20 protein-coding genes and 2 pseudogenes are annotated in these 23006 nt (G+C 60.4%); 2 read left to right on the forward strand and 20 right to left on the reverse strand.

All coding sequences use genetic code 11. The annotated features are described in order from the left end of the window. Positions 1–115: 115 nt before the first annotated feature. The 14 genes and pseudogenes from IVA79_RS31725 to IVA79_RS31795 form a co-directional block, all read right to left on the reverse strand. Positions 116–1363 (reverse strand): MFS transporter, encoded by a 1248-nt coding sequence (locus IVA79_RS31725; RefSeq protein WP_247560725.1) that lies wholly within the window; start codon positions 1361–1363, stop codon positions 116–118. Between the two features lie 2058 nt (positions 1364–3421). Then, a complete protein-coding gene (locus IVA79_RS31735) occupies positions 3422–3571 on the reverse strand; it encodes a hypothetical protein (RefSeq protein WP_247388744.1) in 150 nt (49 codons plus the stop codon). A gap of 610 nt (positions 3572–4181) precedes the next feature. Further along, on the reverse strand, positions 4182–5183 hold the full coding sequence (locus IVA79_RS31740; RefSeq protein WP_247560542.1) for a nitrilase-related carbon-nitrogen hydrolase: 1002 nt from the start codon (positions 5181–5183) through the stop codon (positions 4182–4184). A 10-nt stretch (positions 5184–5193) separates the two neighbouring features. Then, positions 5194–5904 carry an SDR family oxidoreductase gene (locus IVA79_RS31745; protein ID WP_247560544.1) on the reverse strand — a complete coding sequence of 237 codons (711 nt, stop codon included), beginning with the start codon at positions 5902–5904 and terminating at the stop codon, positions 5194–5196. Further along, on the reverse strand, positions 5901–6239 hold the full coding sequence (locus IVA79_RS31750) for a hypothetical protein (protein ID WP_247560546.1): 339 nt from the start codon (positions 6237–6239) through the stop codon (positions 5901–5903). Before IVA79_RS31750 ends, IVA79_RS31745 begins: the two co-directional genes overlap by 4 nt. A 609-nt stretch (positions 6240–6848) precedes the next feature. After that, positions 6849–7268, reverse strand: a complete 420-nt coding sequence (locus IVA79_RS31755; protein WP_247560727.1) for a CopG family transcriptional regulator — start codon at positions 7266–7268, stop codon at positions 6849–6851. Positions 7269–7280: 12 nt separating this feature from the next. Beyond that, entirely contained in the window at positions 7281–9260 is a 1980-nt protein-coding gene (locus IVA79_RS31760) for a conjugal transfer protein TraG (protein WP_247560548.1), read from the reverse strand. A gap of 965 nt (positions 9261–10225) precedes the next feature. Beyond that, positions 10226–11516, reverse strand: a pseudogene (locus IVA79_RS31765) (IS5 family transposase). Between the two features lie 538 nt (positions 11517–12054). Further along, the gene (locus IVA79_RS31770) at positions 12055–13782 is read right to left on the reverse strand and encodes a DUF3363 domain-containing protein (protein ID WP_247560550.1); all 1728 of its coding nucleotides are present in this window, start codon (positions 13780–13782) and stop codon (positions 12055–12057) included. Positions 13783–14372: 590 nt separating this feature from the next. Then, entirely contained in the window at positions 14373–15128 is a 756-nt protein-coding gene (locus tag IVA79_RS31775) for a lytic transglycosylase domain-containing protein (protein WP_247560552.1), read from the reverse strand. Beyond that, positions 15128–15622 (reverse strand): S26 family signal peptidase, encoded by a 495-nt coding sequence (locus tag IVA79_RS31780; protein ID WP_346658216.1) that lies wholly within the window; start codon positions 15620–15622, stop codon positions 15128–15130. Before IVA79_RS31780 ends, IVA79_RS31775 begins: the two co-directional genes overlap by 1 nt. Before the next feature lie 11 nt (positions 15623–15633). Further along, complete coding sequence (locus IVA79_RS31785) at positions 15634–16098, reverse strand: DUF2840 domain-containing protein (protein ID WP_247560554.1); 465 nt, start codon at positions 16096–16098, stop codon at positions 15634–15636. 454 nt (positions 16099–16552) lie between these two features. Continuing rightward, positions 16553–17455 carry a replication initiator protein A gene (locus IVA79_RS31790; protein ID WP_247560555.1) on the reverse strand — a complete coding sequence of 301 codons (903 nt, stop codon included), beginning with the start codon at positions 17453–17455 and terminating at the stop codon, positions 16553–16555. Positions 17456–17458: 3 nt separating this feature from the next. After that, positions 17459–17737 (reverse strand): helix-turn-helix domain-containing protein, encoded by a 279-nt coding sequence (locus IVA79_RS31795; protein ID WP_247560557.1) that lies wholly within the window; start codon positions 17735–17737, stop codon positions 17459–17461. A 489-nt stretch (positions 17738–18226) separates the two neighbouring features. On the opposite strand from IVA79_RS31795, the gene IVA79_RS31800 reads away from it, so the two are divergent. Then, entirely contained in the window at positions 18227–18571 is a 345-nt protein-coding gene (locus tag IVA79_RS31800) for a GNAT family N-acetyltransferase (RefSeq protein WP_247560731.1), read from the forward strand. A gap of 135 nt (positions 18572–18706) precedes the next feature. On the opposite strand, the pseudogene IVA79_RS36870 reads toward IVA79_RS31800, so the two are convergent. The 3 genes and pseudogenes from IVA79_RS36870 to IVA79_RS31815 form a co-directional block, all read right to left on the reverse strand. Then, positions 18707–19192: pseudogene (locus tag IVA79_RS36870) on the reverse strand (DUF2285 domain-containing protein); the annotation flags it as partial. Between the two features lie 61 nt (positions 19193–19253). Continuing rightward, positions 19254–19445, reverse strand: coding sequence for a DUF6499 domain-containing protein (locus tag IVA79_RS31810; RefSeq protein WP_247560559.1), 192 nt, complete (start codon positions 19443–19445; stop codon positions 19254–19256). A 156-nt stretch (positions 19446–19601) separates the two neighbouring features. Further along, complete coding sequence (locus IVA79_RS31815) at positions 19602–19880, reverse strand: DUF2285 domain-containing protein (RefSeq protein ID WP_247560561.1); 279 nt, start codon at positions 19878–19880, stop codon at positions 19602–19604. A 234-nt stretch (positions 19881–20114) separates the two neighbouring features. Here IVA79_RS31815 and IVA79_RS31820 point away from each other — a divergent pair, with 234 nt between their 5' ends. Further along, positions 20115–20342 (forward strand): helix-turn-helix transcriptional regulator, encoded by a 228-nt coding sequence (locus IVA79_RS31820; RefSeq protein ID WP_247560572.1) that lies wholly within the window; start codon positions 20115–20117, stop codon positions 20340–20342. Between the two features lie 62 nt (positions 20343–20404). Here IVA79_RS31820 and IVA79_RS31825 read toward each other — a convergent pair whose 3' ends face one another. The 3 genes from IVA79_RS31825 to IVA79_RS31835 all read right to left on the reverse strand — a co-directional run bounded on the left by IVA79_RS31825 (position 20405) and on the right by IVA79_RS31835 (position 22792). Continuing rightward, positions 20405–20725, reverse strand: a complete 321-nt coding sequence (locus IVA79_RS31825; protein ID WP_247560573.1) for a DUF736 domain-containing protein — start codon at positions 20723–20725, stop codon at positions 20405–20407. A gap of 527 nt (positions 20726–21252) precedes the next feature. Continuing rightward, a complete protein-coding gene (locus IVA79_RS31830) occupies positions 21253–21735 on the reverse strand; it encodes a hypothetical protein (RefSeq protein ID WP_247560574.1) in 483 nt (160 codons plus the stop codon). A gap of 133 nt (positions 21736–21868) precedes the next feature. Continuing rightward, entirely contained in the window at positions 21869–22792 is a 924-nt protein-coding gene (locus IVA79_RS31835; RefSeq protein WP_247560575.1) for a DUF2493 domain-containing protein, read from the reverse strand. Positions 22793–23006: the final 214 nt, after the last annotated feature.

Consider the following 23006-nt stretch of genomic DNA (forward strand, 5'->3'; position numbering starts at 1 on the left):
TTGCGACGCATGTCGCATATCCGACCAGCTGTTTGGAGCTTCTCAGGCAATCAGTCGGCCGGACGTTCTTGACGCGCCTGTAGACCGACGAGGCGGGTCACGCAGAGGGCCGAGTTCACCACTCCACATCTTGATCGGTTTTCAGGATAACCATTTCGGCGATCGGGATAATGACGTGAACTGACCTGCTTTGGCCCGTCGACTTGCGCTTGACGGCGATCTCAGATTTCCAAATCAACTCTTTGAGCCGAGGGGCGATGAACCAGACCAGGGCGACCAGCTGCAGCACAACATTGATACTGAACGCCGTCTGATACGCGATTGAGGGGTAGTGTCCGTCCTTTACCGGCCATTGCGCGAGAATTAACCCCGTCCCGTACTGGACGAGGAAAGCCCACCCAAAATGCAGAACGTTGAGCACGCCGTTCGCGCGCGCGATAAGTTGAGCCGGAAAGTAATCTCCGATGATCGCGTAGCTGAGGACGATTGCTGATCCGACCACCGCCACAATGATCCACGACGGTAGCGACGGAAATGGCGGATGCAATATCAACGCGAGTTCGGCTGCAATGAACACGGCAGCTATGATTGCGAGCAACGTTTCAATGTTCTTGCCATGCCGACGCAGCGAATCGGCGACCACGCCGAGCAGCAATGCGCCAATGCTTAGGGCTATCGCCATGACGAGCAATTGTGTGACAAGGCTTGTTCGATCCAATCCTTCCACATCGTTCAGCCAGGACGCTGCCCACAAGGACTGCAGGGCCCACGCGGACCCGATACATGTTGAAGAAATCGGCGCAATTCTCCAGAACCGCCCATCCGTATAGACGGTCTTCAGGCTGACCGTCCCTGGAGGGCTCTTCGCAGTTGCCTCATGCTCTGGAACCAAAAAATAGATGGAAGCGGCCGCGGAGGCACTGGATGCGGCAAGCAGCTCAAATAGACCGCGCCAGCCTATCCAGTTAAGCAATGCCTCGGCTGGTGCGGTTGCCGTTACCGCGCCCAGTGCACCCAGCATGATCATACAGCCGTTGATGAGCGCCACGCGCTCTCTCGGAAACCAGAGCACGACTGTTTTCAGGCCAGACATGAGGGAAGCTGCGGTGCCAAATGCTATCATCGCGCGCGCAACCAGAAGCGACAGAAATCCACTCGATAATCCGAAAAGCGCAGCGCCTGCGGCAGCCAGCAGCAAGAGCGCACCCTGGACTCGGCGCGGACCGAACCGATCCAAGAGCATGCCCATTGGAATCTGGCTGCCGGTAACGACCAGAAAGTAGATCGAGCCCAACAGCCCCAAATCGGCCGTACCAAGCTCCAATTCAGAGGCGAGGCGGCCACAAATGAGCGTGTTGATCATCCGAAACAGGTAGGAAAGATAGTATCCCGCGGCAAAGGGAAGGAACACGCAAGAGATGATCCGCCAGCTCCAACCCCGGTTGACCGGCTTCTCGCCTGATATCAGCCCAGCGGCATCGCTGCGCGTGTTGCTCGGAACGCGGCCACTGGCTTTAACACAAGGCGTTGGCAGCTGTCGAAAGTTGATATTGCTGCCGCCCTCCTCGGCGACAGCACACGCTTCTGAGTTTTCACCTACGACGGCCACACAGTGGGGTTCTTCTTCAGCCGGCGCTCGTGGAACGGCGCGTGACGCTCCGCCTCCTATTTCAGACCCGGATCGGCTGGAATTTCCCGAGCGATCAATTGCCTCCTGCAGCAAGGGGCGGCCAAACCGTACGCGACGATCGACCTGCTCGGCAAACGCCTTGAAGCGCTCGAGCCCGAGCACGCACGCCTCGTCCTGCTTGGATGGCGGCATCGGCGGCGTCAGCGTGAGGTGGTATCGCACATGGAGAGCCACTATTTCCGCGATCATCGCAATGTCCGTCCGCAGACTGAGCACCTGCTCATTCGTTCGCCCGATCGCCTCAAAAACAAGGCTCTCTATAGGCGGCGCCGGATCCAGGAAGCGCTCAAGAGCCGCCTCGATGGCGACGCTCTTGCCCATACCAGGGCGGTCAGTCGCGGCTTGGAGACGCTGAAAAATGCACTCAGAAAGTTGAATCGTTATCTTTCTGGTCTGCTGAGCTTCGCTTGGACTCGGCTGCGCGTCTACCTCAGCTTCATTCCGACTTGAGGTCGGTTCTCCCCGGCGCTCGCCGCTAATCTGCATACTCCAGCTTCCTTCTCTCTGCGACACCGCCCGCGCTTGCACGCGCGTGGTTTGTATGTTCGGTCGAAACGGATCAATCGCGCTGCGATGACGCACGACAAAAGCGCCGAGACCGCATGCCGCTTCAACCGCGGGGACATTCTGGTCTCAGTCTGGCGTACCGAAAGAAAGAAACGGCGGACTCTCAAAGACCAGCGCCAGACGTCTCGTAGCCTCTTGTCCCTGTAAACAGTCAGGTCGCCGACAGACGAGCGATTTCGCGGACGGTGCGTGCACCCTTACTTGAAATCGAAAAGTTACCGATCCAAAAAAGAGGCGCAGGCGCAATCTAGACGGCGCCCTCGCGCCCCCGACGTCGCGAACGACCCCCGCGGACGCACCGGCGTTGTTCCCTATGGGGTGATGCGCCTCATAAGAAGCGCACCAGCTCATGCGCGCGACCAAATACACCTGCGCCTCACCGATTTCCGGCATGCATCACCAGCGTGCGATAGGACTTACAACCGTTCGCGTGCCGCGCGTCCAGCCCGGCTCACGGCCGTTGAAACGTATCTGCTGGCCCGGTGCAGCCACTCACTTCTCGGGGGCCTTAGGGGAATGGTCGGCCGCACTGGCAGGCGGCTTAATCGCGTAGGGGTCCCCTCGCTATGGCGGCAGACGTAGCGCTCGTTGTGCCCGTCCTCGCCAGCCAGGAGATCCATCGGTCCCTCCGCACGCCGGGCATTGCTTCCGGATCTGATGCCATGTGAATTGTCCCTGCCGACAGCGAGCTTACTCGCGCCAGATCCGCTGTTACAGGCACGTCGCAGCACATTCCGCGCAAGGCCACTGCTCGCCCGCCTTGACGTCGGAGCCGCCGATGTACTTACGTGCATCCTGGTAGCGTTGAGTTGGGGCACACCATGGATGTTGGGTTGTACAGGAGTGCAAGGCCCGCGATCGGCCGGTAAGGCCGACCCGTTCACGCGAAAGCGCCTTCTGGTGCTGGCCGCGAAACACGATGCCAAGCTCGGCAAGCCTTCGTCGGCCAGCCGCAATCTTCAACGCACGCTACCGCTGCCCCGCACCGTGCCAGCCGTGAGCCCCATCTCCGATGCCGGCGAGGCTTGACGAAGACCGCCGGCAGCGCAGCAAACATCACCGCTCCAGGGCGCTGGATTTTCCAGGGAAGGTACACGAACTACACCGGCAAAGGATGCGCACCCAAGCCGGAGTGAGCACCCGGATCTCACCAGTCGACCGCCCTCACCGCACTTCGGAAGCACTGCGGCCGCCGAGCAGCTTGCCGGTGGAGGCATTCACGAAATGGACCGAGGAGCATGCCAGACAAACGACCGGCAGATGAGTGTCGGGACCGATCTGCTCCAGTGCCGTCAGCAGGTGCTGCACGTTCATGCCCGTGCGTGGGCACCTGAAAAGTACTGTTTGCTCCATCCGGCCAGCATAGGCCTGGATACTGCGCCCTGAAACTGCGGTTGTTTACTGAGAGCGTGCCGGCGCCTCCTGGAGCACCGTGCGGCGGCAGTTATGAATCTTCATCGCGTCTGGAGGCTGGGTCGAGGACACCATTTTGCGTATTCTTTGGCCAGCGCTCAAGCCGCGCGGCTGGCTCCGGATCGTTGAGCGCAAGAGTGGGCACCTTCTATCGTCCTCCATGGAATTCCTACCCCGGATGGGGCTCGTGTTGCGCAGAATGCTGGATGCCCTTGCATACAACTCACCGTAGCTTGACTCCGCGTTCACCTTCAGCCGCCAGCTTCCCCGGCGAGGATTGCCTGGACCTGATCGAACACCTGAAGCGTACTTGCCGCTGCAGTGACGAGGTGCGCTGTAGGCTGAAGGCCTCGGCGAGGCTCCGCAGCTGGGCATTTCTCCAATAGAGAATCGGTCTGGATCATGCGAGCGGCCCGCATGGCCCTGCTGCAAACTAGCTCCTTCTACCTGTATCTCCGGCCGTTCGCGTCGAAGGGATGCACCAATCTCCGACCCCTGGCGGGCAGGACCATTAACTCTCAAGCGGCGTCAGAGCACGGGCCTCGCGGTGAAGGCCGGTAGTCGCCACGCTCCTGGGGGGAATAATCCGTTCATGGACGTGCGGAGAAGGTGTCCGGTCGATCAGGAGGCTGATCAGTTCAGGGCGACTGTAGTGACCGCTTGCATCCATCACTCTCTTGCGCCCGTCGATTTCGATGAAGTCGAGATCTGCAATCACATCTCCTTCACCTTCCTTCAGGGGCTCGCCTATCAATTGACCATCGGGGGCAACGATAGCGGTGAAGCAACCGCCCGAAATCGGAGCGATAGCAGCGCCCGTGTCGTTGGCAATTTGGGCTTGTTGGTCGGCGTTGAGCCATGCGGTTGCGCTGACGACGAAGCAGGCCGACTCAAGGGCATGCTGTCGGGTGCTCACTTCCGTTTGCTGGGAGAAGAGGGGACCGAAGATCGAACCGGGGTACATCGCGGAGTGGATCTGCTCGCCATCGGCAATCAAGGCGTATCTGGCCAGCGGGAGATAATGTTCCCAGCACGCAAGCTGGCCGATCCGGCCAACCGCGCTGTCTACGGCGCGAAGGCCCGCACCGTCGCCCTGGCCCCAGACCATCCGCTCATGATAGGTAGGGGTGATCTTGCGGCGACGCTGGATCAGCGTGCCGTCCGCATCGAACAGGAGTTGAGTGTTATAGATTGATCCTCCGTCCCGCTCGTTGGCGCCGACGGAAACGACCATTTGGGCGTCCTTGGCGGCATCGCCGATCGCATGCGTCTCCGCAGAGGGTACCGTAAGGGATTGCTCAAGCAGCCTCTGATGCTCCTTGGCAAGCGTGAAGGGCGGCTGGACGAACGAGAAATACGGGTAGTAGGGAATGATGGTCTCGGGGAACGTGGCGAAACGCACCCCCTTCTTGCCCAATTCGCGAATCTTTTTGGTGATCTTCTCGACTGTCCCCTCTCGGCTGTACAACATGGGGCTGATTTGTACGGCGGCTGCCTTGACGATGTTTCTCATTCTCTTCTTCTCATTGTGAGTATTCGAGCGCTGCACTGGACTGGTGTAGAGGACGACAGATGACTCTCACGGGAGGCTCTTCGAGCACATCGGTAGGCCTTGTTGGATTCAGGGCTGTGTGTGTCTGCCATCGACAGGCACGTCGATGCCGGTTATGTAGGATGCGTCGCAGAAAGCGAGGAAGCTCACGCGCCGCGATCTTCCGTGGCTTGCCGAAGTGTTTCGCGGCTATCTGCTCGAGCAGGACCGTTCCGCGGTCTTGCACGCTGGCCTCGGAAATGCCGATGTTCCTAAACAGCGGTCTTTCGAAGACGCCCGAGTTCTCGGCGTTTACCTGAACGCTTCGGCGGATCAGTTGGTCGCCAAGCGCTCGCGTCAAGTTGCACAGTGCGGCCTTGGATGCGGATACGGCCGATGTTCCCGCGATTCCGACCTGATCGGACAAAGAAGCCGTGAAGTCGATCGCGTTTAGGTTGCTCGCGAGAGGCAGCGCGTTGCGGACGTTGAAATCGGGTCGAGGGAAATTGACGCTTAAGACGTCAAAGCTCGGCTGAGTTTTTTCCGCGAGCGAGCCGGGTTTCGCGATTTCGGCATTGGCATCGAAATGGGCTATAATAATTTCGCGCATTCCTTCGAAGCGGGATAGCCAGCGGGAAAAGCGGCAATAGCCAAGCCTCGCTGTCCAGATAGCTGCGCAATGCCCTGCAGGACTTTGGCTCATGACGCGTTTTCCGCATCGCTTGGCTTATGCATTGAGGGATAAGGCTTTCTACCTACTATGTCGGTAGTCGCGTCGGCTACTGCCGTAGTCGAATCATGCACCATCATGTAGTACGTGGCGAAGTGGCCGCTCTTGCTGGCGATCTTACCATTCTTGCGAGTGACGTTGCCCTTCTCACGTTTGGTAATCAGCTTCATCTTGCACCGCTTGGCGATCAGGGGCATCGGGACAAGCTTCCATCCCGTGGCCTTGCGCAACTCTGCTTGCGTAATGCCGTCTTGTCGCGAGGCGAGAGAGCGGATCAGATTGGATTTGGTGTGAGGATGCTTGGCCATTGTCGCCATCCGGGGGAATTGGGCCTCATTCAAACGGCTCCAAGCCAATGGGCTTCTCGTGGCGAAGCTGTCCCTTCCATCGAAAGGGGACGATTTAGTTCCGTTCCTTTGGAACTGTGGAAACATATTGCAGACGATCTCAGGCGTTGCCCGATCGCAATCTGACGTAAACGGATAACGTCGCACCAGTTTGCCGAAGTGTGGGGCAGCGCAAGTTCTCGCATTTTTCGACAGGATGTTCGCATAGTAAGACCTCACAACGTGGATTGCTAACACAGAGGACCTGCGATGCAATTCGCTAAAACTGGTAGGCCAACTATTCAGAAGACCTTCCGAAACTCTGGAAGGCTTCCGCTTGCTCAAGCAAGCAGCGTTACTTCAGTGAGCGGCAGCTCGATGGAGACCGGAGAAGTCTCAACTCGCTTCAGATTTCAGCATTCATGTCATGCGGCCTGCTACCCTCAGATATCTGCCGCCGGTACCGATCTAACGCGCTCGCTCCGTTCGATTTGGCTCTATCGTTGTTTGTGGCCGAAATGTACTCGGGGCGAGCACCCTCGCAAATTCCCTTGTAGTCCTGCATCGACCGCCCGCTCGTCGGTTGTTGAATTACTCTGGAATTGCGGGGTCCGAATCGAAGCTCACCTCTTTCAGAACGGTTGATCCGCTGGAAAGCCTTCGGCCAAGCGCTTCAACGAATCGATCATAACGTTCCGCGCCTTTGGCGCGAGCGGCTGGACTGGATTGTTCTGGTAATGCCGGCACCGATGTCAACCAGAAGCGAATGAACAGGGCGAGCGTCTCGAGCGTGATGTTGCCATTGCGTTCGAGACGCTCAAGCAGCCGTGCGGTCCGATCCAGCCGCTTGGCAATAGCCGCCTCGCGTCGGTCGGAATCGTCAGGCGAAAGAAATGACGTGATCGCGGCCTCTGCGACCAGCGACTTGGGTTGGCCACGGCGTTCCGCGAAGACATCAAGGGTTCTAAATGTCTCCGGATCAAGGTAGACACTGAGCTGAATCTTTTTCACCGATTTGCCCACTCAGAGGTCCATGCCATCGTCAGGGTCGAGGCTGGTCGCGCGCGCTAATCCCTGCATTGCGCGGCTAAGCGCTTGTGCCTGGACAGCATCTGCGTCGGGCTCATCGGGACCAGCATCGAACTCATGTTCCGCGAGCGGTGCCTTGATTTCGATCTCCTCGTGCTGCGGCAATTCTGGCTCGCGCCGCAGCCCTCCATTCGGATCGCCACGCTTTCGCTGCCGAGGCGCAAGCAGTTCGGTCGAGGGCGCAGGGGTTGGGTGCCCTGACCAGTCTTCATCTGGGCGCGAGGACAAGAGAATTGTTCCTGTTTCAGCGGGCTTGACGATTCGCTTCTGAAATTGCGGGTCCTCATAGTAACGAACCTTAGTGGCACGCAGCGGATGGAGGCCCGACAGCATCACAATCGCCTCTTTCGATGAGAGCTGCATGACTTCGCCGGGCGTCAGGAGCGGACGGGACGTCTCTTGGCGGCTCACCATCAAGTGTCCAAGCCAGGGGCTTAAGCGATGCCCGGCATAGTTTTTCATGGCGCGCAGTTCGGTTGCGGTCCCCAGCGCATCCGAGACGCGCTTAGCGGTGCGCTCGTCATTTGTGGAGAAGGCGATCCGGATGTGACAATTGTCGAGAATCGCGTGGTTCGGCCCATAGGCGCGTTCTAATTGATTCAAGCTCTGAGTGATCAGGAAACTGCGAATGCCATAGCCCGCCATGAAGGCAAGCTGGCTCTCGAAAAAATCGAGGCGGCCAAGGGCTGCGAACTCATCGAGCATCAGGAGGAGCTTTTGACGGCGCCGGTCGGGATCCAGGCTCTCGGTCAGGCGCCGTCCGATCTGGTTGAGGATGAGCCGCATCAGGGGTTTTGTGCGGACGATGTCGGATGGCGGCACGACGAGATAGAGTGAAACGGGCTGCTGTCTGTCGACGAGATCGCGAATGCGCCAATCGCTCCGCGCGGTGACCTTAGCGACGACCGGATCGCGATAAAGGCCCAAGAAGCTCATTGTGGTCGACAGCACGCCCGACCGCTCGTTTTCGCTCTTGTTGAGCAGCTCTCGCGCAGCTGAAGCGACGACGGGATGAACGCGATCACCAAGATGGGGAGTCGCAAGCATCGCATTCAGCGTGGCCTCGATCGGGCGGCACGGGTCCGAAAGGAATCTGGCAACCCCGGCAAGTGTCTTGTCAGCTTCAGCGTAGAGGACATGCAGGATAGCGCCGACGAGCAGAGAATGGCTGGTTTTTTCCCAATGATTGCGCCGCTCGAGCGCCCCTTCGGGATCGACCAGGATATCCGCGACATTTTGCGCGTCTCGTACTTCGCAATCACCACGGCGAATCTCAAGAAGGGGATTGTAGGCCGCGCTTGCTGCGTTGGTCGGGTCGAACAAGAGTACATCTCCAAGGTGCGCGCGCCACCCCGAGGTCAACTGAAAATTCTCGCCCTTGATATCGTGGACGATCACCGAACGCGGCCAGGTCAAAAGAGTCGGAACGACAAGGCCGACTCCCTTGCCCGAACGGGTAGGCGCAAAGCAGAGCACGTGCTCAGGCCCATCATGGCGAAGATATCGACCATCGAAACGCCCGAGCACAAGGCCATCGTTGCCTAGTAACCCCGCCCGTTTGACTTCGCGCGTATCGGCCCAACGCGCTGATCCGTAAGTCGTGACATCGCGAGCTTCATGCGCGCGCAAGACCGAAAGCACCATTGCTGCGGCGACTGCCGCGATCCCACCGCTCCCGGCAATGGCGCCCCCCCGGAGGAATATCGTGGGCGCGTAAGCGTCAAATTCAAACCACCAGATGAAGAAGGCAAACGGCTGGTAAACGGGCCAGGTGCCTAATCTGAACCAGGCCGGTCCAAGCTGCGGCTGGAACGCAAGCTGACAAGCAGTCCATTCGGTCGCGGCCCACACGAAGGTGAACGCGATTAGGCAAACCAGGATCACCTGATGCCAGATGATTTTTGTCGCAGACATGGCTTGCCGATATCGACACAATCGACCTGTTGGCTACAATCAGAGGCTTACGCTTCTCGTAGTCGCGCGCGCCCTGGCGAAGGGATCGGCGGGTCAGATTGGCAAGCCGCGTTTGGGCCCAAAAAGATCCCTCGCGTGGAACAGGCCGCCTCAAAGCACCGTCCCAAGCAGCTTCGCGTGATAGGTGCTTGGATGATGAGACAATCAAGTCGTACCGTGCTGCCGCTCGAGGCGAACCGGCCGGTCTTCGCGAAGCGAGACTCCGGGTTATAGATGTCCGGAAGGCTAGCTCGCGTCTGCCCTAAGCTCTCCGTAAGTGCGCGCGATCAAGAGAGGTGCGGCGTGCCACAACGCGTTATCGATGAGGCGGGCGTTCCCGGATTAAATCGGCGGGAGGCGGGGGTCCCGGAGTACAAGAATCATGCGGGAAGCGTCCCCGGCAGGAGCTTATTTCCGATGGGACGACACTGCCGGGCCGACGGTCATCTAGATAATCCCGCACATCGTGTCGAGCGAGTCCTCCTCCAGCCGGTCGCCTGTTGACGCCTTGGCCAGCCAGATGCTTGGATGTTGTACGTCAGTTGCGGTCTCTCTGGAAGCCGGGACAGGCGAACTGGCGTTTGCCAAATCTTCATTGCGCGAATCGCGTTGCCCTTCGGCTATCCGCTGTCAAAGCCGGCTTGCGGGCTCGGAGCTCTCCGATTGCTCGCCGGCCTGCCTACGCGGATAACCTCGCGCGAATGCCTCCGGATCAAAATCGAGCAGGTTGAAATCGCTATTCGCCCGCTCGATGACACGCCCACAACTGAGTCCAGCAAATTGGACTCTGGTGGTCGGTGCGCGAAGCGCCGGCGTCTTCTGCAGAGCATCTGGCCATCCGGCATCCGAGACCAGCACGCAAGGAAGTATCGTCATCGCCATCATGCCACAGCCAGACACCTTCCGATTACTTAAAGAGTCGTCCGTTAAGAAGCCGGATTGATCGAGGCTGGCCGGGCGAGCGTGCGCCATAGCTGGGCCAGGAACAGGCACAAGAGATATCTCAGCCAGGCGAGGATGCGCCGGAAGTTGTGCCCGACGGCTGAGAGGACGAGTTGGCGGCATCGCCGGTGCGGCCTTTGAGGTAGCAGCGCCCGAGGTGGCCTTCGGCCTTGTGTCCGATTATGGGCTCGATGGCGGAGCGACGGCACAGCTCGCGCTTGATGACACCGAAAACGCCGCGCTTCTGGCCGGAGATGAAGACGCGACGGGGATTTTGTGCGTCGTGGCCGCGGTATCCCTTGTCGACATAGGCCCGCTCGATCGGGCAGCCGGTGAGTGTCTCGGTGCGGTCAATGACGTCCCGCAATGTGTGACCGTCGTAGGGGTTGTCGGGCAGTGCGCTGGTGTGCAGCACGAACAGGCCACCGGGAGCCCGGCGGTTGTTGGTGACGATGGAGGCCTTCACGCCGAACTCGTAAGCGCGCTGGCCTTGCTCTTGCCGATGCACTCCACCTCCGGGGCATGGAAGGAATAGAGCTTGCAGCCGCGCAGGCGCTGCTGCTGCGAGCGGATCTGCGAGGCCCGGCTGAGCGGGAGGGCGAACGCCTGCTCCAGTGCTGGCTGGCCTTCGATCTTGCGGCGGATGTCGCGGATGATCCGGCCCAGCCGGCTACGCAGGATACGCAACTGCCGCTGATGTCGCCTGAACTGCTTGGCATGGGCCTAGCGGCCGGCCATCATCGCGGCGGCCTTGGCGATGCGAGCATAGGATTGCCGCAACCCTGACGCCGTGCCTGATCGCCAGGCGATTGAGCCCCTTGATGGCCGCATGCAGCAGCTTGGCATCGGTCGGAAAGGTGATGGCCTTCGGCTGCACCCGTGGTGTCGACCGTAACCCGCTTGAGGTCCTGGCTGCGTAATGCATCCGCCTCATGCGCTACCCGCAAGCTCTCGGCCAGCAGCAACTCCAGCTTCTCGCCAAGCCGCTTGCGCCGAGCGCTCGTGCGGGAACGTGTGCTAAAAGAACTCTTCCCCGGTGAAGAACTGGAAGTATGGGTCATGGACCCAGCGCTCGCACACCCCCTCATCGGGCAGCCCGTAAATGTGCTTGAGCAACAGCAGACCGAGCATGAGGCGCGTCTCGATCCCGGGCCTGCCGTTCTCGCTGTAGAGCGGCGCGATCTCGCCGTCGATCCAGTCCCAATCGACCTTGCCGGCGAGCAGAACCAGCTGGTGCTTCATATTGATGATCTGGTCGAGCCGAGCCCGGAACAGATCGTTCGATCCCGTCGTCTTGTGCTTCTTCGGCCGCGTCGTCCCCTCCGATGCAGAAAGGAATCATGCTTCCCGCTTCGAGGGAATCCACGAAAACGAAATCGCAAGGTTCTGACGCCCAAAGCATCAAAACCTTGCAATCTGGAAATGCCCCTTAGCCCAAATCGAGATTCCCGATCAGTGGCTTAGGCCTTCTTCACGGACGACTAAAGATCGAAGGCCCCATGCCGTTTCCGCTACACGGGATGGCCATCTAGATTCGAAGGGTTCTGCTGTGCGATTTAGCCGTTGAGATTCTCAGCGACCTAAGGGTGAACGGCGCATTATCCACACAGCTGCGTCCAGTCGATGATCGAACGCCACCAAGGTCGAGCGAACCCGGAGGCGATGAAGAGATAGTTCCAGAACGGTGGACCCTCCATTCGCTATTCGCTGCTCACTATCGCTCCTCTCCCATTTTTCCGCTCGACAGTCGACGCGAGGCAACCAAGCCTTCCCTGCCCTGCAATTGGGCGCAGTGCAGCGCCATCGCCTCAGGTCAGACCGATAGGCCGCGCTTGCGACCGAAGTCCCAGTCGACGCTGCCTGGACCGGCGATGCCGCTGACCTGTTTTCCCAACTCCCGCTCGAGCGAAGGCGACCAGGGCACAAGCTGAAACCCGAGGCCGTTGTCGATCATCGCGAAGCGCCCCGAGGCCAGTGACAGGCGTCGACGATAAACCCCCGAAATCTGCTCGCCTACATCGGATGACGAGTGCGGAAGCCCCGTTTCCTTCATGAGACGTCGTGTGACGACGTCGAGTTCGCGATCGCGGAGGGTTTCTATCAGGTTGCGGCTTAGCCGGACCTTGTTACCATCGCGCTGGGCGAGCCCTTGGTCGGCCAAAACATCGATGCGCCGTTCAAGTGCTGCACGAACCTCCGCGCCAAACGCATTGCGCGAGAGCTCGGCAGGATCTCGCGCAACGAGCTGCCGGTCTAGCCACGTTGCACCATCCGCCGCGACCTGCTGGTCCAGGGCGAGCTCCGAGCGAACCGCGAGCGCAATCCGTGTTCGACCACGGGCGTCCGCAAACCGGCGCAGTTCCACAATCCCACCGATCGGCCCATCGCCGGCCGCCTCGACGTCAGGAAGCTTTACGTGATGCACGCGCCCGTCAATCCCATCGACAATTGCAAAAGCTGTGCCCTTCAGCTCGTCATCAAGCCCGCGCGCGATGAGACGGCCAACGATCGGTTCGCCATGAGTTTCGCCCTCCAGTGCCCAGGATGCGGGGGTGCGGCGGGCGCCGTCCCGCGTGAGGGTTTTGTGCAGCCGCTTGACGATGTCACCGCGCTCACCCAGCGCGCGCAATCTCGCCTCCGCATCGGCGGCCAGAACCCAGACCGCGGGGCCAGCAGGTTCCGCCAAGCCGAGCCGCTCGAGCGTCCGCATCCGCCCCATCCGAATTTCCCGCAATGGATCGCGCCCGGCATCCCGCTCGAACCTAAAATCGATAAAGCCGTCCGCCATCTCGGCTTCCCGGGCAAGTGTCCGATCGAGCCTGGTCCAGCGTTCGGCTGTCGTGTCCGCCTCAAGGCTCTGGCGGATCTCGAGCTCCGAACGAGGGCCAAGTTCGCGCGTGACAAGGTCGCTGGCGCGGGCGCGTAAGCCCATAGCGATATAATCGCGGTTGATGACGAGGTCGGCACCGTCATCGGTACGGCCCCGCACGAGGATGTGAATGTGCGGATGCTCGGTATTCCAATGGTCGACCGCGACCCAGTCAAGCCGTGTGCCAAGGTCGCGCGAGGCTTGGTCCATCAGCTCCCGAGTGAAGCTACGCAGGCTGGCAAGTTCACCAGCATCATCAGGCGAGACGATGAACCTAAAATGATGGCGGTCACCCTCGCAACGCGTGACGAACGCGCGACCGTCCGCATCATCCCCCGCAGCGTCGAATAGTTTGCCAGGAGCGCCGTCGCGAGTGACTCCGTCGCGCTGCAGGTAACCGATATGGCCGCGCAACGCGCCCGGCGAACGCATCCGCCGTACCACCCGCGCCTTGACCATAGCGCCGCGGCCGCGGGCGTTGAGGAGCCGTGCCGCAGCGATGCTCGCGGCGCGGCCGCGTCCAAACTTACGGCCGTGGCCATCCTTGCCTCTCGAGAGGCCGCCGGCCTTCTGAGCGGCTGTGAGTACCTGCGCCAGAAACGGCTTTGTCCGGGGCGCGCGCGTGGAACGGATACGGCCGGGACGGATCCGAAGATCATCGTCGCGCGTCATTCCGGCCGCCGCAAGGCATAGAAAACCGTGTAAGAAGAGCGCCTTGGGGAAAGCTGAACTTTGCTCGCAATGTTTTGTCGATCATTGAAATCCGTACACTTTCTCGCACAACCGACCGGCCGCACCTTGCGGCTTTTATCCTGCCCTCCTCCGTCGCTGGTTCCCGGGGCCCAACTTCCACGCCAGCAGAGTCTCGGTACTCGCGGCGATTTGCGGCGAAATGCGGTTCGGGTCATTGCAGTGGATCATCCAATGGCGCCTGCCCGAACACGTCGGCTGGCGGCCGATTCATGGCGAAAGAGCCGCCGCGACTTTCGCATCTGAGTTGCGAGGCTCCCCACTGTTTGCGAGCGAAGCGAGCGCTTGCGATAGCGATCGTTACCCGGAGGGCCGAGACACCCGCAGGGTGGTTCGGTGAGGAGCGAAGCGACGAGTAGAGCGCGGGCCGAAGGCATCGCCCGTACGCCATCAGCGCGTATGTCCCACTCCTGCGAACTCCTACCGCGTGAGCAAGGGTTCTTCAGCGGCAAACCAAAAAGTCTTAGCGTCATGATCGTGTAGCAGCGTTTTGACTCCAACCCGAATAACCCTCACGGTGCGCTTGCCCGCTCGAAAAACAGGGGAGCTTCCCGCCAAGAGAGTGCACGTCTGCCGTCAGCTGTGGCATGTTTACCCTGCTCGTTGTCCAGCAATGGTGTGACCGCCGCGACGTAAGCCACCGTTTCGGATGGAAGCGGCCTTCCCGTTACGAGGTGCTGTTCATATCGCCACGGACCTGCATGGTAGGCCGCAAGAAAGCCTGCCGAGCCGAAACCGTCGTGCATCTCTTTAAGATATGCAGTGCCCGCCAGGATGTTGTCGCGAGCATCAAACGGATCGAGACCGAGACCATAGCGAGCGCTCAGTTCCACCCAAGTGCCGGGCATGAGTTGCATCAGGCCCAGTGCGCCGCGAGGCGACGTCGCGCCTCGTTCACCGCGGCTCTCAATCTTGATCACGGCGCGGATCCAGCTTGCCGGGATCGAGAACCGAGCGGATGCTTCCGCGATGAATCCAGCGAACTGGTCGATGGTCTCGGGATGCACGGCTGGTTGGGCTTGCGCAGTTCCCGCAGGGACCGTTGAAGCGGCTATCTGGCACCAAAGTGGCGCAATGGCCATGATAAGGCCTGCAATGATCTGGCGCGAACGTAGTCCTGCCATCTGACCCAGCAACAGCGGCCTGCAGCGCTCGCGCCGCAAAATGCGCGGCCGCCCAAAATGTTCTGGACTGTCCCGGTAAGGGAAGATCAGAGTGTGCAGGAAGGACCCGCAATCGCTCGAAGAGATGCCGCCGATCTTCATCATCAATCCTCGTAAGTCCACACCGGCATCGCCTTGCCGATTACCGCGGACGCCGCGATCGGCCCAAAGTAGCGCCCATCAAGAGAGTCAACCGACTGCCAGTTCATGAGAAACACTTCGTCTTGTTCAACAACGCGGCATCCCCGCCAGACGGGCAACGGCCGCCCGCGGCCATCGCGCATCCGGGCCTCGCCCATCTCGATGCCGTCGACGATGATGGTGAACTCTCTTCTGCAGACGGTCTGTCCCGGCAGCGCCAGGACACGCTTGAGCATGGGAACGCCGACAGGCAGATAGCCGTTCAGGTCCAAAAAGCTCGCAAGTGGCTCAGGCGGCCGAACGGCCACGAGCTCGGTGACGGTCAGGGGCTGCGATGGCTGCAACCGATAGAGGCCGATTGGAACGCTTCTCGACGCGTTCCAGATGTACAATGGCGCGGTGGCCGGGTCGGTAGAGAGCGCAAGCGCGCTGGCCCCGCACATCGTAAGGATAGTCATCAGCCGGCCCCTCAAAGTGTCGTCCTCCGGCGACGGAGCCACGCCTGGTGGCGTGCACGCGTATAGGCCCGTGGGGTTTCGTTGACTGACAAGCGGTTGTGCACGTGGTGCCAGTAATCCGGGGCCACTTCAGCAGGATTGATGCCAAGTGCTTCCACTGCATCGATCAACTGGAGAACGCGCTCGACCTTCGGCCAGCCAGCTAATCGCAGCAGGCTCTCGCCGCCAGGCGTGATCCATGGAACAGTCGAATACCGCTCTCCTGGCTTTACCGCGCGCAGAATATCGATCCGAGACAGGACGGTTCCGAAGTCATTTGACGTCCAACGCACGAAGGCGAAGATGCTGCCGGGCGCAAATGAGAGAACACGCCGGTGATCACCGGTGATCGTTTCCGCTGCGACCTTGCCGAACCGGATGCGGTTCTCGATCCGCTTCTCGAGCCACAGAAGCTCGACTGTTGTGAGATCATTCATGTTGAAGCTCCGTGCCGGCGAACTGCACTCGCCCCGCCTGCAGGCGGTGATGCAACACTCTGGATTGCGCAACGGGGGGCAGGCGCAGCCGGTGTCGGCAACCGTGGCCAGCGCGCGCTATCGTCATCGCCGGAATGCAGCCCCCATCCCGGGACGAGGGCTGTCCTTGCATCGGTCTTCGACCAGGAAGATGCGTGCCGGCAAGCCGCATGCAGGCCGCTTCTCCGCGGCTGCCCGACCAATTGTTCGGGACAGTCGACTAAAAACGGCGACCGACATCGTGGCGAGAAGTCTTGGTCCGTTAGAAGGAATCCGAAGGATTCCTTGTTAGGAAAGTTAGAGGACACACAAGTGTTTGTGTCACCAAGGATTGTCCGCGATTCTGGTCCCTGATGGCACGGGTATCCCGTCCCCGATGGCACGGGAGTACTGGTCCCTGATAGCACGGGGCAATTCACAGGTTTTTCCCCGAACCAGAGATGAAGGCCCGTTTGCGCAGTTGCTCGCCAAGCGGGTCGGCACAAACGGGAGCGAAATTCAATCGCTCCACGCCCTTTGGATCTTGCGAAATGACGAGTTGGTAGCCCGGCAATGTCTGCTGGCGTACGATCTGGCGCAGATCGTATGCGAAATGCTTGAGAGGCGATAAGCACCCTGACTTCGCGTGAAGGTGCACGAGATCAAAGCTCCAGCCGTCTTTTTGGCGGCCGCCGTGCTTACGCACGAGGCGATAAAGCCAGCGCTCCAGTCCGCCGGTCAGATCGAAATACGCGCGGTCGATCGTCAGCACGAGTGCTTCGTTGAGAACACCCGTGTAGAACCAGTCCGGCAGGATCAGTTCAAGCCCGCGGGCGCGGCCGTGCAGATCGACCGTCTCCTTCCACTCATTGATCCAGGAGAAGCGATGCTGGCGCCGCTCGGTTGGCTGACGAATCGACGTCAAGACGGTTGTTGATTGTAACCGGTCGAGTGCGGCCTTGAGCCGGTCGTAGTCGCGCACGCTGGTGCCGCGACCTACGAAGGTCAGGATCTCATATGGCGTTGCGGCCATCAGCCGCGAGGTTTTCAGGCCGGCATCACGAGCCTCGACGATTTGCGACGCGGCCCAGATCAGGACGTCGGCGTCCCAGATCGTGGCCATGCCATGCTCCTGCACGGCTTCGACCCGGATCTTGATTGTCCCCGCGTGGAAATCGATCGGAACGGTCCGCTTCGACTTTGCGAGCGAAAAGAACGGATAAGCCATCAGATCTTGCGCGTCGCGCGGCGCAAGTTCACCGGGAAGAGCGCGAAATAGCTCAAGCTGATTGCGCTCCGATTGGCGCCGCCCGCGTGCAAGGGAGTTGCCGTCCGACATGGCTTAGCGCCGCTCCTTACCGGCATATGGAGCTGGCGTATGCCGCTTGGCGGGCAACACAGTGCCGACGCCGGGATCGCTGGTCGACGTCTTGGCGCCGCGGTCTACCCATGCCTTGAGATCTTCGAGCGCGTAGACGACGCGGCCGCCCAGCTTACGATAGGTCGGGCCCGTGCCGTAGGTGCGATGCTTTTCGAGAGTCCGGGCGGATAGGCCGAGAAAGCGCGCGGCCTCCGGTGTGCGGAGATATCGCTGCGGCGTGCCCGCGTTCGAATCAGGCATTTGAAAGGCTCCGTGGTCATCTGGAGCGCGAGGGAGTTTGATCGCGCGTCGACGGACATCATGGCGGACCAGACGCGCCTAGGGGGATGCCGAAGATCGAGGGACGATTTTCGGCACCCCTATCTCGCAAGACGACTTATGCGGCTACCGCCAGCAAGCGCATGGCGCGCTTTGCGACCCGAGTCGATCAATCAGCATGCGGGCAAACGCATCGGGAGACGCAATAGGGTGCAGGATTCATTCGTGAATAGGCGGCTCATTGCATGAACGATACGAAGAGGATTGCTACACTGAGCTCGAAACAGAGTTGCGGCCGCTTCTCGCATTCAGCCGCCGTAAACCTCAGCGAGCGGAGTTGTGATGCCTGACAACAGCTTTTCCTTCAGGCCCGCCCGGCCGGAAGACGCAGAGATTGTTTTCAATCTGACGAATAAATCGATCGCCGGTCTTGCTGGCGCGTCTTACTCGCGGGATCAAATCCAGCGCTGGATGGGTCAACGCACGCCGGCATTTTACGAAGAGCTTATCGGCAAGGGACGCATGACCGTGTGTCAGCGCGCAGGCGAAGTCGTTGGATTTGTGGACGCAGATCCTGGTGAAATCACCAGGTTGTTCGTCTTGCCCGAAGCCGCAGGCGGCGGGCTCGGCCGACGCCTGCTGGAGATCGGGATAGCGCAGGCTCGACTGGGCCATTCTGGGCCAATCAGGCTCGAAGCAACAATCAATGCGGAAGGCTTTTATCAGAAGTGCGGATTTCGAAGTATAAGCCGAGGTCTCTTCACCCACGGGCTCGGCGGCGATCCCATCGAGATCGTGCATATGGAATTTGAATGATTTTGCATTAGAATTACCGCGGCCGCGTATTGGCAGGCGAGCAGCATTGGCATGAATATTCGGGCGGTGGAGGTACTGGAACGGAGCATGTTTCAACCTGGCTTTTTCCGTACGGGAGGCCGGACGCAGCAGAGCGCGGTATCCGCCACGGATCAGCGCCCGTGCGGTCTGAACAAGGCGGATGGTCCGGCTGCGCAGTTCGTCCGTCTTCCAGGAACGCTCGGAAATCAGTTTTCTGCCTGACAGAACCTGCGCGATAAGACGATAGGAGGCGCCGTCCAGGTCTCCGTCCGCGGCGCGAAGGACCAAACCCCATCGTTCGCGCCGCTGTATGGAGATTCGATGGAAAGGTGGTCCCGGCGGGCGGCCGTAGGCCGCACGCCACATGCGATGTGAGGCGTGGGAGCGGATGTTATAGTCGGGACCGTACGGCAGTTCGGCTGCATAAGGGACGCCGAGCTGCGGCGCCTCTCTGAACCATAGCCGATGTTGTGCTCCCTGAATGCGGAGCACGGCATGCCATCCGTCCGGTGCCTGCCTGATGGTAGCCGACGCGAGATAGCCACGCGGCAGCTTCCAGCCGAACTGTTGCGCACCGAGCGCGCTTCGGACCAACGGCACTACCGTCGGCAATGCCTCAGGCGCCCAAAAGATTGTCTGCTCGTAGAAGGACCCTTGCGGGTCATGAGCGAAAGCAGACGCCCCATCTCCTCCGGAAATCGGAGGTCACCTGCCCGCGCTTCGATCGCGCGTTGCGGTAGGCGCGCTGATACTCAGGATTCCGCCGAAGACATTCCCAAGCAAAATCTTCGATCTCGCCTGATGTGATCGCACGCTGATAGCTCTCCGTTGAGCGCCAGTCGAAGTCGGACATTTCAATAATCCCCGCGTCAGAACGTCGCGGCGGACTCTCTATGTAACCCTTGGTTGTCGTATAGTCAGCAATTTGACATCGCGTGATGCGCGCAAGCATCACCACGGCTGAGAAGAAACTTGTTCTCGATCGGATGTCACGAACAACAGGATTTTGCTATTTGGTAGCTCCGCCGCGAAGCAAGTGGCGATAACCGTGGTCGGCCATCCAATTTGCTCGCGCCAGGTGAGTATCGAACGCAGTTCGAGCGCGCGCCGGTTCACGATCCGGATCAATGCGCAGCACGATCCGGACCACCTCTTTCCAATCGGCGGACGCGGCCGCAGCATCGAGAAGCCGCCAATAGGTCACCAAATGCTGCTCGTCATAGGCCGTAAGTGCCGGATCGTTCGGAGCTGAATCGGCGACGTCAGGATCGAGTGGCGGAGTCTGCATCGCTATTCCCATCAACTTTCTGGCTCGATTTTACTCATCTTCTGCATGCGCCGCCATACGCGCGCCATAATATCCCAGATCGAGGAATATTATTCTCCAAGCTGAGCTGGGCAGAGGGACCGCGCGTTAGCAGCGGCTTGGCAGGCGGCGCCGCCCACTGACGATAGCATGTTCGAATACGAATAGGAACGATCGTTCCTAGAACGATCGTTCCGGCTCAGTTCCCTTATCGCCATGGATCTCAACGAGATCATGGCTGTGAACCTGCGTCGGAAACGCCACGATCTACAGATGACGCAGGAGGAGCTGGCCGAGCGCGCTGGTTTAAGCGCCCGTTACGTCGGCGCCATCGAGCGCGGCGACGTGTCAGCTAGCGTCACCGTGCTCGGACAAATTGCTGAAGCATTGGGGATCGAACCGGCAGACCTGCTCAGAAAGGCTGCGCGGCTTAGCAAGTCGTAAGCCGGCTCAGGCTAGCCGCGAGGCGCCCCGCCCGGAGGATCGGGCGGGGCTTGGAGATCTTGTCACTCGCCGTTCTTGCGGGGACGTGACCAGAGCAGGGTATACCCTTCTCCGCCTTCATCATCGAACAGGTTCGCGTAGATCGGTGCGGTGAAGGAGGGGTCGTCAAGTTTGAGCGAGAGGTAATCCCGGCCCTCCTCCGAGCGCTTCGCCCAGGCTGCACCGATCTCGGCCCGACCGACATAGACGCGGTGGCTCGGAGCGTTGTCGTTGGAGCGAATGGGCTCGAGGACGATGCGGACGCCCTTGGCCTGCAAGCTGAGGGTGACGATCTCGCCCTGGAAATCGTTGCCGACCTTTTTGAAAGAACCGATGCTAGCCATGTCACTTCTCCTGTTGTTGTCGAGCCCGCGACCACCGCGGCCTCGATGGCGATGAACAGGCAGAAGACGATCGGCGACGCACCCGAAGGGCCGGAGCGTAGCGGAGGACGCTGTCGATGCGACTTTCTTGCCTCGCGAGGAATGGGCGTCAGCCCAGGGGAAGAAAGTCGCTTCGACTGCGTTGCGGCTCAGACGATCGAGGCGCAGCCGGTCTTCGGCCAGATCAAGCCATTAAGAGGCGAGGTGCGTTCGCGTGCTGAACAACGACCTCCGGAGAAGACTGGCGTGTGTCGGTGGCGCTACACAAGATGTCGGAATGTCTGGGCGAAGAGAAAGAAACGATGTGCAGGAAACGGCACTGACGTTCCGAGAAATGAGCTGAGACCGCGATCTTCTGTGCTCTCTATGTCGACCTAGCCGAAAACGCCCTCTCTGGTGGAAATGCGGTTAGGAAGGTCGTACCCCTTGCTCTGGCTTCACGACCCGTACCGCCCGATCTACCCGAACCTGTTCGATGATGCGCCTGTTTAAGGATTATCTCGCGCGCGTGGCAGCCCATGGGCGGCTGGATATGTGCCAAAATCCTCGCCGATCTCAACGGCCGGAGCTCCGTAAGAGGTCAGGCGTGTCCACGCCGTGCCACCGACGAACACCGCGCCGAGGCAGGCGACGATCTCCCGCCAAGCCATTGAAGAGATCCCGATCTGCGACATGACGAGGACGATGTGAAAGCCAGCAAAGCCGGCTGGGATCACGAACGCTGCTGTGATTGCTGCGCGCAGGATTGGAGGTCGTGCAACTGCCAACGCGGTTTGACCGGCCGGGATCGTCAGGGCCCCGAACACGATGGCAAGAAGTGTTGCGGCAAACAGGCCTGCACCGGCGTGATACGCCATCGTGCCCACGCTGATGGCCACAAAAAGTGGCAGAGCGTGGACCGCCAGTGTAAAGATCAGCCAACAGAACAAGCCGATGGCAGCAGTGTTGAGAACAAGACCAAGAGCAAGCATGATGGCGGCTCCGCGCACATAGATGTGACGTGAGCGCCTTCCACCTCCACCGCGGCACAGCTTCGGATAGGATCCAAAGGAGGCAGAGTTGCGGCGCGCAACTCGACCTCCTCTTTTGAGTGCGAGACGGCGCTCATGCGCCGCCGAACTTCCAGACGGGGATGCCGAGCCGCCGCGCCTTGTCGGCGAGGTTGTCCTGGATTCCCGTGCCCGGAAAGTGCATGACGCCGATTGGCAGGAGCTCGAGCATAGCGTCATTGCGCTTGAAGGGTGCCGCCTTGGCGTGCTTGGTCCAGTCGGGCTTGAAGACGATCTGCGGTACCTTGCGATTGGTCGCCCATTTGGAGGCGATGAGTTCGGCGCCTTTCGGGGAGCCGCCATGGAGCAGGACCATGTCGGGATGCTTGGCGCGAACCTTGTCGAGGCGATCCCAAATAAGGTGGTGGTCGTTGAAATCGAGCCCGCCAGTCAGTGCGATCTTGGGTCCCGGTGGCAACAGGACCTCGGTCTCGGCGCGCCGTTTTGCTGCGATGAAGTCGCGGGAGTCGATCATTGCTGCGGTGAGCGTGCGGTGGTTGACCAGTGATCCCGACCGAGGACGCCAGGGCGAACCGGTGTGGACCTCAAATCGCTCGATGGCCTGGTCGCGGAAGAGCTCTAGGCAGTTGCGGCGCTCGATCAGCGTGATGCCTTCAACGGTGAGCCGCTCGAGTTCGACCGATCGCACTTCGGAGCCGTTCTGCTCGCGCTGGCTCTTGTGCTGCGCCTGCTCGTTGTTGTCGAGCTGGCGTTCGATGCGATCGACGGCACGATGGAACAGATTGACGGTCGACCAGAGCAGATCGTCAAGGTCCGGTTCGAGCCGCGTGTCGTTCAGGGTCGCAACCAGGGCGTCGAAGATATCCGCCACGGCACCGGAGATCATCTTGCCTTCGGGAAGCGGTCTCGGATCAGGCTGGTCGTCGAAGGGACGGTAGCCGAAGAGCTGTAGTTCGGTGAGCAGGTGGTCGGTCGGAGAAGAGACGTGCGGCGGCTCGACGTCGTCGTGGTCGGTCATGGAAGGAGGTCCTTTTGCCGGGTTTGGCCGCGCCCTTCGCGGCCTTCGTGGCGATCACTCAGACGGCGGGCGGAACGGGCCAGAACCCGAAGGGCCGAAGCGGCAGCGGAGGATGGCGGAGGCCGGCTATTTTGCTTCGCGATGCAAAGCGCGCTGGCTGGACATGTGATGTGTGTTTCAATTGCCGGCGCGCGGCGGAAAATAGCCGGACGCA

Source organism: Bradyrhizobium sp. 138, from assembly GCF_023074075.1.
Taxonomy (GTDB): domain Bacteria; phylum Pseudomonadota; class Alphaproteobacteria; order Rhizobiales; family Xanthobacteraceae; genus Bradyrhizobium.

What these genes read in the sequence shown, in the direction of transcription:
- IVA79_RS31725 (WP_247560725.1), bottom strand. Translation starts at nt 1,363, where the DNA reads ATGATCAACACGCTCATTTGTGGCCGCCTCGCCTCTGAATTGGAGCTT.
- IVA79_RS31735 (WP_247388744.1), bottom strand. Translation starts at nt 3,571, where the DNA reads ATGAACGTGCAGCACCTGCTGACGGCACTGGAGCAGATCGGTCCCGAC.
- IVA79_RS31740 (WP_247560542.1), bottom strand. Translation starts at nt 5,183, where the DNA reads ATGAGAAACATCGTCAAGGCAGCCGCCGTACAAATCAGCCCCATGTTG.
- IVA79_RS31745 (WP_247560544.1), bottom strand. Translation starts at nt 5,904, where the DNA reads ATGAGCCAAAGTCCTGCAGGGCATTGCGCAGCTATCTGGACAGCGAGG.
- IVA79_RS31750 (WP_247560546.1), bottom strand. Translation starts at nt 6,239, where the DNA reads ATGGCCAAGCATCCTCACACCAAATCCAATCTGATCCGCTCTCTCGCC.
- IVA79_RS31760 (WP_247560548.1), bottom strand. Translation starts at nt 9,260, where the DNA reads ATGTCTGCGACAAAAATCATCTGGCATCAGGTGATCCTGGTTTGCCTA.
- IVA79_RS31770 (WP_247560550.1), bottom strand. Translation starts at nt 13,782, where the DNA reads ATGACGCGCGACGATGATCTTCGGATCCGTCCCGGCCGTATCCGTTCC.
- IVA79_RS31775 (WP_247560552.1), bottom strand. Translation starts at nt 15,128, where the DNA reads ATGATGAAGATCGGCGGCATCTCTTCGAGCGATTGCGGGTCCTTCCTG.
- IVA79_RS31780 (WP_346658216.1), bottom strand. Translation starts at nt 15,622, where the DNA reads ATGACTATCCTTACGATGTGCGGGGCCAGCGCGCTTGCGCTCTCTACC.
- IVA79_RS31785 (WP_247560554.1), bottom strand. Translation starts at nt 16,098, where the DNA reads ATGAATGATCTCACAACAGTCGAGCTTCTGTGGCTCGAGAAGCGGATC.
- IVA79_RS31790 (WP_247560555.1), bottom strand. Translation starts at nt 17,455, where the DNA reads ATGTCGGACGGCAACTCCCTTGCACGCGGGCGGCGCCAATCGGAGCGC.
- IVA79_RS31795 (WP_247560557.1), bottom strand. Translation starts at nt 17,737, where the DNA reads ATGCCTGATTCGAACGCGGGCACGCCGCAGCGATATCTCCGCACACCG.
- IVA79_RS31800 (WP_247560731.1), top strand. Translation starts at nt 18,227, where the DNA reads ATGGGTCAACGCACGCCGGCATTTTACGAAGAGCTTATCGGCAAGGGA.
- IVA79_RS31810 (WP_247560559.1), bottom strand. Translation starts at nt 19,445, where the DNA reads ATGTCCGACTTCGACTGGCGCTCAACGGAGAGCTATCAGCGTGCGATC.
- IVA79_RS31815 (WP_247560561.1), bottom strand. Translation starts at nt 19,880, where the DNA reads ATGCAGACTCCGCCACTCGATCCTGACGTCGCCGATTCAGCTCCGAAC.
- IVA79_RS31820 (WP_247560572.1), top strand. Translation starts at nt 20,115, where the DNA reads ATGGATCTCAACGAGATCATGGCTGTGAACCTGCGTCGGAAACGCCAC.
- IVA79_RS31825 (WP_247560573.1), bottom strand. Translation starts at nt 20,725, where the DNA reads ATGGCTAGCATCGGTTCTTTCAAAAAGGTCGGCAACGATTTCCAGGGC.
- IVA79_RS31830 (WP_247560574.1), bottom strand. Translation starts at nt 21,735, where the DNA reads ATGCTTGCTCTTGGTCTTGTTCTCAACACTGCTGCCATCGGCTTGTTC.
- IVA79_RS31835 (WP_247560575.1), bottom strand. Translation starts at nt 22,792, where the DNA reads ATGACCGACCACGACGACGTCGAGCCGCCGCACGTCTCTTCTCCGACC.